Origin of the sequence: Aeromonas sp. MR19 (assembly GCF_963899305.1) — a bacterium.
Classification (GTDB): Bacteria; Pseudomonadota; Gammaproteobacteria; order Enterobacterales; family Aeromonadaceae; genus Aeromonas; species Aeromonas bestiarum.
On record NZ_CAWQWZ010000032.1, the window covers coordinates 1 to 11,373 of the forward strand.

Annotated in this window: 10 protein-coding genes; 6 read left to right on the forward strand and 4 right to left on the reverse strand. The window is 55.4% G+C overall.

Going from position 1 to position 11,373, the window contains the following annotated elements; genetic code table 11:
- Positions 1–679: 679 nt before the first annotated feature.
- The 6 genes from AACQ95_RS14425 to AACQ95_RS14450 all read left to right on the forward strand — a co-directional run bounded on the left by AACQ95_RS14425 (position 680) and on the right by AACQ95_RS14450 (position 6,637).
- Entirely contained in the window at positions 680–1,216 is a 537-nt protein-coding gene (locus AACQ95_RS14425; protein WP_065401982.1) for a fimbrial protein, read from the forward strand.
- Positions 1,217–1,315: 99 nt separating this feature from the next.
- Positions 1,316–1,696 carry a hypothetical protein gene (locus tag AACQ95_RS14430; protein ID WP_339357906.1) on the forward strand — a complete coding sequence of 127 codons (381 nt, stop codon included), beginning with the start codon at positions 1,316–1,318 and terminating at the stop codon, positions 1,694–1,696.
- Positions 1,697–1,764: 68 nt separating this feature from the next.
- Complete coding sequence (locus tag AACQ95_RS14435; protein WP_339357905.1) at positions 1,765–4,299, forward strand: fimbria/pilus outer membrane usher protein; 2,535 nt, start codon at positions 1,765–1,767, stop codon at positions 4,297–4,299.
- Positions 4,300–4,309: 10 nt separating this feature from the next.
- Positions 4,310–5,041 carry a fimbrial biogenesis chaperone gene (locus AACQ95_RS14440; protein WP_241278858.1) on the forward strand — a complete coding sequence of 244 codons (732 nt, stop codon included), beginning with the start codon at positions 4,310–4,312 and terminating at the stop codon, positions 5,039–5,041.
- Between the two features lie 4 nt (positions 5,042–5,045).
- A complete protein-coding gene (locus AACQ95_RS14445) occupies positions 5,046–6,074 on the forward strand; it encodes a fimbrial protein (RefSeq protein ID WP_241278859.1) in 1,029 nt (342 codons plus the stop codon).
- Between the two features lie 11 nt (positions 6,075–6,085).
- Positions 6,086–6,637, forward strand: coding sequence for a fimbrial protein (locus AACQ95_RS14450; protein ID WP_241278860.1), 552 nt, complete (start codon positions 6,086–6,088; stop codon positions 6,635–6,637).
- Between the two features lie 2 nt (positions 6,638–6,639).
- Here the strand turns inward: AACQ95_RS14450 and AACQ95_RS14455 are convergent, their stop codons facing one another.
- The 4 genes from AACQ95_RS14455 to menB form a co-directional block, all read right to left on the reverse strand.
- Positions 6,640–7,863 (reverse strand): winged helix-turn-helix domain-containing protein, encoded by a 1,224-nt coding sequence (locus tag AACQ95_RS14455; protein WP_241278861.1) that lies wholly within the window; start codon positions 7,861–7,863, stop codon positions 6,640–6,642.
- A gap of 301 nt (positions 7,864–8,164) precedes the next feature.
- Positions 8,165–9,571: an AMP-binding protein gene (locus tag AACQ95_RS14460; protein WP_241278862.1), complete on the reverse strand. Its 1,407-nt coding sequence runs from the start codon at positions 9,569–9,571 to the stop codon at positions 8,165–8,167.
- 10 nt (positions 9,572–9,581) lie between these two features.
- On the reverse strand, positions 9,582–10,511 hold the full coding sequence (menC, locus tag AACQ95_RS14465; RefSeq protein ID WP_241278863.1) for an o-succinylbenzoate synthase: 930 nt from the start codon (positions 10,509–10,511) through the stop codon (positions 9,582–9,584).
- Positions 10,511–11,371 carry a 1,4-dihydroxy-2-naphthoyl-CoA synthase gene (gene menB, locus AACQ95_RS14470; RefSeq protein WP_043140492.1) on the reverse strand — a complete coding sequence of 287 codons (861 nt, stop codon included), beginning with the start codon at positions 11,369–11,371 and terminating at the stop codon, positions 10,511–10,513. Before menB ends, menC begins: the two co-directional genes overlap by 1 nt.
- Positions 11,372–11,373: the final 2 nt, after the last annotated feature.

An 11,373-nucleotide genomic window follows, 5' to 3' on the forward strand; every position in this document is an offset into this window, starting at 1 on the left:
CCTGATTACCTGATTACCTGATTACCTGATTACCTGATTACCTGATTACCTGATTACCTGATTACCTGATTACCTGATTACCTGATTACCTGATTACCTGATTACCTGATTACCTGATTACCTGATTACCTGATTGATTACTTGGCAAAGATGAGGGAGGCAATTTGCTTGGTCAGTGGTGTTCGTTTTTAGTGGTTTATGTTGGTTTTTTGTTAATTTGGTTTGTGATGTGAGTGGGTTGTGAAACTCACTATTGTCGGTCGAGTGATATATATAGTGGTTAATTGTCCCTCATTGTTTTGAAATGTCATAAGAGATTGTAAGTTTATGATTTTAAAGTGTTTATAAAGGAATTTATAAAAATCAAAATGTATTTGATGTGCATCAAACGTGTCGTTAATTTATCCACCAAGCAAAAGTTGAATTCGGTTTTTGTGCAGATGACATGGATGTATGTAGTCGTGCAAATGGGAGGTGGCGGGAACTGCCTCTAATACTGCAAACACCTTTGCTTGTTTGATATGCACAGATAATTGCACCAGTAGCCATATCTCATGAATGAGGCGTCGGTCTGCTGACAGTTGCTGAGCAATAATATCGCGGCATCATCGAAAATCATGACTCCAGCTTGATCCAGATGATGCCGCATAACAACACACGTTAATGTAGGTATATACGAATGAACGCTAATAAAATCTTGGTTGCTATGGGTGTTGGTTCCATTCTGCTGTGCGGCTCCGCCGTTGCTGCCGGTGGTGCTGGTTCAGGCAAAGTCACCTTCAACGGTGAAATCATCAACGCTCCTTGCTCCGTTGCTCCCGAGTCTGTTGATCAGGTTGTAGAGATGGGCCAGGTCAGCACCAAAGAGCTGGTCAATGGTGGTGAGTCCAACTCCAAGCCGTTCAGCATCAAGCTGCTGAACTGCGAAATCTCCGACAAGGAAGATGCCGTCAAGGTGACCTTCAGCGGTGCCTCCGAGCATGATGGCCTGCTGGTGATCGGTGGTGGTCAAGCTGCCGGTGCTGGTATCAAGATGAGTGCGCCGGGTGGTTCTGCCATCGTGCTGGGTACCCCGACCGCAGCCTTCAACCTGGTAAACGGTGACAACGAGCTGCCCTTCAGCGCCGTGCTGAAAGGTTATTCCGATCAGACCGCCAACCCGCTGCAGGCCGGTGCTTTCACTGCAGTGACCAACTTTACTCTCTCCTACGAGTAATTGGCTGCCTTAACGTGTGACAAGGGTTGTGGTGGTGCGAACCACCACAACCTCACACATTCTGTTTCCTCGTATCGAACCTTGATCATGAAAACTTCAATGATGGTGCCGGTAGTGCTGCAGATGGTGATGATGGCGGGGCCTGTTCTTGCCAATGAGATCACGGATGGCCTGGCTGAATCTGGGTGTACTCTGGATATTTTGCACAGCATCCCCCAGCAAGAACAACACCAGGGCACGCTGAAAATCAGCGGGTGTCAGGCTGAAGGCACATCACTGCCTTTTATTGCCATGTCCGTGCGCAGTGCCATGAGCGATGAATTGAGCATCATCAGCAATGGCCAATATTACAAGGTATCCGGCGAACGCTTTATTGTCTCGGATATTGTCAACAGCGATCTGGAATTCAATTTGAAAATAAACGGAAACCAGCTGTTTGTTTCAGATAGAACGACGCTGTTTGAGCTCGATTATATGTAAGCAAGTCCATTGCTTAGTGTAGATACCTCATTAATGTGAGACCGTTATGCCATCCCTAGAGTAAATTTATGAGCGTTTCAACATCAAACTCTTCAAGAAGAAAACATTATTCAAAAATGGCTTTTATGCTATGCGTGCCCGGCCTGATGGCGGTGGCAAACCACGCATGGGCAGAAACGGAGTTTAATATTGATGCGCTCGATCTGGACGAACGGACCAAGATCGACCTCTCCCAGTTTGCCGACGAAGGCTACATCCTGCCCGGTGACTACTACCTCGAGATCGAGGTCAACAAGAACAAGCTGCCTCTGCAGAAGATCCCTTTCTACGAGACCAATGCCGGCAAGGGCAAAGGCGGGGTTGCCTGTCTGCCGCAAGAGGTGATCCCCAAACTGGCGCTGACCGATGAGGCCATTGCCAAGATCGATACCTGGCACGATGGCCAGTGTGCCAACCTGCTGGCGCTGGACGGGGTCGTGATCTCGAACGACATCGGCAATGGCCTGCTCAGGATTGCCGTGCCCCAGGCGTGGATGAAATACAGCGACCCCAACTGGATTCCACCTGAGCAGTGGGACGTGGGTATTACCGGTCTGATGCTGGATTACAACATCAACGCCCAAGTCAATGAAGGGAGTGACTACTCCAATAGCAATATCAGCAGCTATGGCACCCTGGGGGCCAACTATGGCGCCTGGCGCCTGCGTGGTGACTATCAGGCCAGCTCTTATTGGGGTGATGATGAGCGGTCGTCAGCCGAGCTGAATCGTATCTATGCCTATCGCCCCTTGACCGACATGGCGGCCAAGCTGACGGTGGGCGAGCAGCAGCTCAACTCCCAGCTGATCGACGGCTTTCGCTACACGGGCGTGAATCTGGCCAATGACGAGCGCATGCTGCCGCCGAGCCTGCAGGGTTATGCGCCCGAGGTGAGCGGCATCGCCAAGACCAACGCCAAGGTCACCATTTCCCAGTCCGGCCGCATCATTTATGAGACCAACGTGCCAGCCGGCCCGTTTCGTATTCAGGGGCTGGACAGCTCGGTGCGCGGTCGGCTCGATGTGCGGGTAGAAGAGCAGGATGGCAGCGTCAGCTCGTTCCAGGTAGACACAGCGACAGTCCCCTACCTGACCCGTCCCGGCTATGTCAGATACAATCTGGCCGTCGGTGCCCCCTCCGAGCTGGGGGATTCCGCCCACGACGTGCATGGCCCGGCGTTTGTCACCGGCGATTTCTCCTGGGGGGTGGCGAACTCCTGGTCACTTTACGGCGGCAGCCTGATCGCCGGTGAGTACAACTCCATGGGGCTGGGTATAGGTCGCGACCTGTATGCCTTCGGCGCCATCTCCGCCGACCTGACCCAGTCCATTGCGAAGCTGCCGGGCCTGTCCACCAAGATTGGCCAGTCGGTGCGCGTGAACTACGCCAAGCAGTTCGATGAATACAACAGCGCCATCACCTTCGCGGGTTATCGCTTCTCCCAGCATAACTTCATGACCATGTCGCAATTCTTGAGCAACAAGGATCGGCTGGAGAACAACAATACGACCTCGAGCGATGACTACAACACCTGGGGTGACAAGGAGCTATATACCATCACTGCCAACAAGACCTTCTGGGCGGATGATGCGGCCAAGGCTCTGACAATCTATCTGGACTACACCCACAGAACTTACTGGGCTCACGATGCCGAGGATCGCTACGGCCTCTCCATCAACAAGAACGTGAGCATCGGCAGCTTCAAGGATGTCTCCGTCTATGTATCGGCCTACAAGACCAAGACCGAGAACTACGAGGATGACAAGAGCGTCATGCTGACCCTGAGCATGCCGATCGGGGACAGGAAGAGCGCGGGATACAGCGTGCAGTCCTCCAACGGCAAGGTTACCCATCTGGCCACCTATCAGGATTACAGCCGACCGGATGATACCTATCAGCTGGGGGCCGGGGTACAGAGCAACGGCCACGCCGTGGCGCGCGGCTACTACAACCACAACGGCGATGTAGGTGCCGTCAGCCTCAACGCCTACAGCGTGCAGAGCGAGTACACCTCGGTCGGAGCCAGCCTGCGCGGCGGTCTGACGGCGACCGAGCATGGGGCGGCGCTGCACCAGGCTACTCGCCGCGGCGGTACCCGCATGATGGTGGACACCGACAAGACCTCCGGCGTCTCTTTCAACAACGGCCGCGCCGTGACCAACCGCTTTGGCGTCGCTGTGATCAGCGACATGACCGACTATCGCAAGAGCGACACCCGGATAGACGTGGATCAGCTGGGCGATGACATAGATGTCATGAATGCCATCAAGCAGGGGACCCTGACCGAAGGTGCAATTGGATATAATGCCTTCGAAATGGCCGAAGGATTTAAGTTGCTGGCCAATGTCAAACTGCCCGATGGCTCAGTACCGCCGTTTGGCGCCACAGTCGTCAAGGATTCCGGCCGGGTGCTCTCGGTGGTGGATGAGGATGGCCTGGTCTATCTGACCGGGGTGAAACCGAATGAAGCGTTTGAACTCTCCTGGGGCGGGGCTCGCCAGTGCCAGATAGTGGCGCCGCAAGAAGTAACCGATCTGTCGATGAAGACTCTCACTTGCAAGTAATGGGATACCGATGAAAAAGCTGCTCTCTTATACCTGTCTGGCCGTGCTGGGCATGACCTCGCTCAACGTCAGTGCTGCCATAGTGCTGGATCGTACCCGGGTCGTGTATCCTGGCGGTGCCAAATCCATCAGCCTCAACATCAAGAACGAGAACCAGAAGCTGCCCTACCTGGCGCAGGCCTGGATTGAAGACACCCAGGGCCAGAAGATATCTTCTCCCTTCGTGATATTGCCGCCGGTACAAAGGGTGGATGCCAACCAGAAGTCCATCGTGCGCATCGCCAGCGTGCCAGCCATCGACAGCCTGCCCAAGGATCGCGAGTCGATCTACTACTTCAACCTGCGCGAGATCCCGCCCAAGAGCGAGAAGAGCAACGTGATGCAGATTGCGGTGCAGTCCAAGATCAAGTTGTTCTACCGCCCCGAGGCCATCATCCCGGAGCGCGGCGCCGTCTGGCAGGATCAGGTGTTGATCACCAAGCAGGGCACGACCCTGAAGGTCAACAACCCGACCCCTTACTACATCACCTACGTTGGCCTCGGCCATCCGCAGGGCAAGGAGCGGACCGTGATCAAGGGTTTCTCCGCCTTTATGGTTGAACCCAAATCAGAGCAGACGGTCACGATCCCGGAAGCGTTGGGCAACCAATTTGTGATCAGCTACGTCAATGACTACGGCGGATATATGGATATCAAATACCAGTGCGCAGGCAATGCCTGTAAAGCTGCAAAGGAAAAGTAAGCCTATGTTGCGGATCATTACCTGTAGTAGCTTGATGTTGTTTGCCAGCGTAGCGCTAGCAAACGGCTATGTTGTGCCATCTTCTACACATGACTATTTTGTTGACCTTCAGAAGACAGATATAAAAAACCAAGTCGGATATGTGACTAATGAATTTACTTGGAATTTAGGACAAAACTATGATGGGACAGTGACATGTCCTTCTCAAAGTATTCGTAACGCACCTATATATTACAAGGCGATCATGAGTAGTGGCTTGCCGCCAGCTGGAAATGGCTTTGTCAAGTTAAACGACTTTCTAGATATGAAAGTTGAAATATGGATTGATGGCAAGCGCCAAAAATACATTACTGCTCCATTTGACAACGAGAGCAACTTTAATACATCCAATAGTTGTAATCAAGGTCAACAAGTACATAAAGATAACTTCAGAAGTGGTAGCAAAGGAAAAATTGTATTCAGGGTTAGAAAACAAATTATCAATGGAGTGCAGATTGCTGACCATCAAGTTGTCGAGATGTTTGGACGTATGGGAAATACGGTAAGTGATTTTAATAATATCCCTATGTCACGTATTACTATTAGATCATCGATCCTGATTGTACCTGAGGAGTGTGTTATAAATGGTGGTCAGACTATAGAAGTTGAATTTGGTGACCTACCCGGTAGTGGACTTGATGGGAATAATTTTGAAAAAACGATACCACTTACCTTCCAATGTAAAGGGGGGGTTTTTGAGGGGGACGCATTGAAGATTAATCTTGGAATTTCAGGAAGACCTACCTCATTTAACCAAGAGTATTTGCGAACCACCAAAGATGGCTATCAGGGGGGAACAGTTATCCCTGATCTGGGGATCAAGTTCAAACAGCTGGATGGTTCCCCATTGAGGCTGAATGAATTCTATCCTGTTTCCATGCAGGGCAATATCGGTGATTGGGGCTTTATTGCGGCGCCGATAACGCCGGTAGGTGCTGATATCCCTGCGGGCGACTTCTACGCCACCGCCACCATTGTTGCCGAATTCCAGTGAGGAGCTGTTATATGTTGCGGACATTGTGGATAGGCTTGGCGCTGTGCCCGGTGTTGGCGGTGACGGCGGCTCCCCGTGCCGGCGATGACCTGGAGCTGCTGGGCAACACTGTGCACCTGCATGGCCGGATCATAGATCAACCGTGCGTGATATCTCCCGAATCGGCCGATCAGTCGGTCGACATGGGGGTGGTTGACGTCAGGGAGCTCTACTCGGCCGGTACCGGGGCTCAGGTGCCATTCGTCATCCGCCTGACCAACTGCAAACCCGGTATCTTCCGCATGGCCAAGGTGACCTTCAGCGGTGCTGCGGACCAGCAGATGAGCGGTGCCCTGGCCTTTTCTGCCGGTTCAGCCAAGGGGGCCGGGATCCGGCTCTATGATGCCACTCAGACCCAGCTGGATTTGGGCACAGCTTCTCGCGGCTATGTCCTGGGTGGTTCAACGGAAAATGAACTGCTGTTTTCCGCTCGGGTTGAGGGCCACCCGGATGCGATCGCCGCCAAGAGTATCACACCCGGGGATTATACCGCCGTGGCCAACTTCATCGTCTCCTATGAATAACCTCAAAGGTCATTACGCTGGATGACCTTTAAATTCTCTCGGCTGGGCCAGGAGATAACACCGCCCATATAGCTGGAGAGATATATCCCGCCTGGCAGCTGAATAAACAGCGACTTCTGTTTGGGTGGGGTCAGGGCAGCCACCAGGGTGGCGACCATGCTATTGCTGATCAGTGCCTTCTGGTCGATAAAGTTGACTATGGTATTCTTCATTTCGACCGCAATATCATCCTGATCCCGCTCTATATCACCAACGGAATCCAGATTGAACAGGGTTTGCCCCTGATGGTCTGTTGCTATCACTGTGGCCACGACAATTTCTCTGTTCATGGTCACTATAATCTTGCTTTTGTTGGTGATTTCGACCCAGTTATCCGGTGCCTGACAATTGCTGTGATATCTGACGGTGGCATTCGGATAGTTATAGTAATTATGGGAAACGTTCTTGCCCTGCAATGCTATGGTCGTCATGACGCATTGCAGTTCCTCCGCGATGGAATGGCCGGCTCTCAGCAGGAAGATATTTTCTGACAACTCTTTGTTTTTATTATCAATGGAAAAGTAGCTGATAGCTTCCTTTCCGATGAGAATGGAAACACGTTCGTCTTCATAATGCGGCACTCTTTTGACAAGCGGTGCCAGCGTATCAATCTTCAATTTCAATGCATTTTCTGTTTCGCTGGTCGTATACAGAGAAACATGGCCAAGGTGAATCGTTCTAAGGGTATTTTCATTGCTGTAATGATAAATAAATGCGGCCAGCGAGGAGACCACCACAATCAGCAGTGCAAACAGCATGATGCGCTTTGGGTTGAAATAGCGATCGTATTTTCTGCGAGAGTATTGGCGTCTGGCTCGCGGTGAGGCTGCGGGTGTTTCTGCCCTTGCCTCCGTATTTTCAGCCTCCCCGGTGACCTCAATGGGTGCACAGAAGATATAACCTACCCTGGGGATGGTATCAATTGAGTTCAGCAAGCCAAATGATTCCAGTTTTCTCCTCAGGGAGAGGATCTGTCGATTAAGGTTGGTGTCGGTATTATCCTGATTTGGCCACAAGGCTTCCTGCAGTATGTTTCTGGGAATGACACTGCCTGCCTCATCACACAGCATTTCGAGCAGCTCGGCTTCTTTGTTGCTGAGCTTGATGTCCTTTTCTCCCTTAGAGAGTCGGAATATTGCCGCGGAGAAAAATATCTCCTCTGCAATTTTATAAATTTTGTTACTCATGTGTGACTCGCCTTACTGCCAAGGAGTGCATTTTACCACCATGTCGCAGTTGTTCAAATAACGCCAAATTAACAATTTCCTTTACTATCAATCGATTATATTTCCATCGAGATACTGGGCGAGGGACATGGTACTACAGTCGATTAATTTGGTTCAAAAAATGCTCAAAAAGATGACCAATGATGTAATCGTTCTCACTCAGGATGACGATGGAGGGATAATATTGGCCTTGAGCGGGGTTTCTCTTGAATAAGGTGCATACAGACGGCTCCTGCCGTGTCGGAAACTGTCGTATGACGCCTTATTGCTTGAAGATAGATGGCTGATGCAGCTTTCGCTGTGGCTTGAGCGCCCCGCCCATATCGGGCCAGGGTTGCCAGAGGTCGGGCACCATGAAGCCGGGTAGGGTGGCGCGGATCCAGGCGGCCAGCTCCGGATAGGGCACAGGCTCGCCGTGCCAGTCGATGAAGGCGGCGGGGCGTTGCCCCCACTCGTCGCTCGGCATGGGCACCACCAGTGCCTGCGCCACGGCGGGATGATCCACCAGCCGCTGCTCTATGGTTTCGGGCTGTATGTTCTCGCCCCCCGAGATGAACAGATTGTCGAGTCGCCCCTCCACCACCAGCTCGCCGTCGGCGGTGACATGCCCCTTGTCGCGGGTGTGAAACCAGCCAGCCTCGTCGAGCGGCCGATCCAGTACGCCCGCCTTGAAATAACCGGCAAACAGGGTGTCACCGCGCACGCAGATCTCATCTTGCTGGATGCAGACTTCCCGCCCTGGCAGCGGTTTGCCAACCACGCCGGCGGCGGACGGCTGGCCGGTGCAGACCTGGCTGCCCATCTCGGAGAGGCCGTAACTCACCTTGGGGGTGAGCCCCATGGCCTTGAGGCGGCTCACCAGCGGTTCGGGGATGGCGGCGCCGCCGAGCAGCAGCTCGCGCAAGCGGGTGCGGGCTGGGTCGAAACCCTCCGCCAGCAGCCGCCAGAGCTGGGTCGGCACCAGCGAGAGGTGGGTGATGGGCTGGCGTTCGAGACGCGCCTTGAGGGGCTGACTGCGATCGTCCAGCACCAGGCTGGCGCCTGCCAGAAAGACCCTAAACAGGATGGCGTAGCCGCCGACGTGAAACAGTGGCAGGGAGAGCAGCCAGCCGCACTCTTCATCGAGCGGGATCAAAGACGCCGAGCCCCGCGCCGAGGCCAGGTGGTTGGCAAGGCGATGCACCACGGCTTTCGGCGTGCCGCTGGAGCCCGAGGTGAGGATCATGTTGTTGAGCTGGGCAGGCGCGAGCGGCCAGGGCTGATCGGCTGCCGCCAGTTCAGTGTCGAAATCCAGCCGCAGTGGGCACCCACTTGCTGCCGGAATTTCGTCGGCCGACCAGCAGGCGGCCACGTCCAGCTGCTGCGCCAGTTCGGCCTGTCTGGCCGCAGGAAAGGCGGGATTGAGCGGGCAGAAGACGATGCCGCTGCGCACGCAGGCCCAGGCCAGCAGGACGTCCGGCAGGGCGCCGCGTACCACGGCAGCCAGCCGGTCGCCGGCTTTCAGGCCAGCCAGCGCCAGCTGCCGGCACAGGTTGTTGAGCTTTGCATCCAGCTGCTGATAGCTGAGGGGCTTGTCTGTGTGGATGGCGATGCGCTGGGGAGATATATGTGCCCAGTGACGCACCGGGCAGAGTTCCAGGGGAGAGTGATGATCAGATGTCGGCAGCATTAAGGCCCCTTCAGTCACGGTGAAACAGGGGCTCCAGCAGGCCAGGATCGGGTTTGCCTTGCTTGTCCAGCAGATCGCTTGCCAGCCAGCGTTTGGTGTCCAGGCCCGGCGCCTGATCCGGCGCCCACTCACCCGCAAGACGGGCGAGCTGGCCGAGGCCGACCCCGGACTCGAAGCAGGAGGAGACGATCACTTTCAGGCGCAGCTCGCGGGCGCGGGCCACCAGCGCCTCGCTGTTGGCCAGCGAGCCGAGCAGCATGGGTTTGAGCACCAGGGCTCTCAGCTGCGGGATGGGCTCCCAGGGTTTGCCCTGTGCCAGCAGCTCGTCGATGGCCACCGGCATGCCGGTGCGGTTTGCCACGAAGGCGATGTCGTCAAAGTTGGCGCAAGGGTCTTCCAGATACTCGATCCGGTTCGAGTCCAGGTGACCGCAGAAGGCCCAGGCCTCCTCACGGGTCCAGCCCTGGTTGGCGTCCAGCACCAGCTTGAGGGTGGGGATGCGATCGCACAGCAGGCGGATCAGCGCCAGCTCGTCGCGCATGGGATAACGGGCCACCTTCAGCTTGGCCTTGGTGGGCGTCTGATGCAGCCAGTCCTTCCAGTGTTTGAGCAGCTCCTGGGGGGAGCCTTGAATGAGTGGATAGGGCTCGGGCAGGGTGGCCGTCTGTTCGGGCCAGACCCGCCGCGCACAGTCCAGACCAAATTGCACCGAGGGCAACAGGGGCGCTATGGGCTGCCCCTGAGCCAGCTGCTCCAGACAGCCGAGCGCTTCGGCTTGCGCCTCGGCCAGGGTCTCTCTGGAGAAACCGGGCAGGGGGGCTATCTCCCCCCAGCCCTTGTCGATGCGCACCAGCAGGCCCTCTCGCGCCACCTCCACCTTGCCGTGAAAGGTCAGGGGCTGGGTAAAAGGCAGTTGGTAGCGATAGAGAGCGAGTTTCATCAGGGATTCCGCTTGTATTTGGAGAAGTCGGGACGACGTTTCTCGTTGAACGCGTTGCGCCCTTCCTGACCTTCTTCGGTCATGTAGAACAGCATGGTGGCATTCCCCGCCAGCTCCTGCAAGCCGGCCTGGCCGTCGCAGTCGGCGTTGAGGGCCGCTTTCAGGCAACGCAGCGCCATCGGGCTGTTCTGCAGCATCTCGCGGCACCAGCGCACGGTTTCGCGCTCCAGCTCGGCCAGCGGCACGACTGTGTTGACCAGCCCCATGTCGAGCGCTTGCTGGGCATCGTACATGCGACACAGGAACCAGATCTCGCGGGCCTTCTTCTGGCCGACGATGCGCGCCATGTAGGAGGCGCCCCAGCCGCCGTCGAAGGAGCCGACTTTCGGACCCGTCTGGCCGAACTGGGCGTTGTCCGCCGCTATGGTCAGATCGCACATCATGTGCAGCACGTGGCCGCCACCGACCGCGTAGCCGGCCACCATGGCGACCACGGGTTTCGGGCAGGTGCGGATGTCGCGCTGGAAGTCGAGCACGTTGAGGTGATGGGTGCCTTCGTCATCCCGGTATCCGCCGTAGTCGCCCCGGATCTTCTGGTCGCCACCGGCGCAGAACGCCTTCTCGCCGAAGCCGGTGAGTATGATGGTGCCGATATGGTCGTCGTAGCGGGCATCGGCCAGCGCCTGCAGCATCTCTTTGACGGTGCGGGGACGGAAGGCGTTGCGCACCTGGGGACGATTGATGGTGATCTTGGCAATGCCATCGCCGGACTTGTGATAGAGGATGTCCTCGTAACCGGTGGAGCAATCGCGCCACTCTATCGGTGCATACAGTTCTGCTTCCGTCATTGCCTCAATCATCT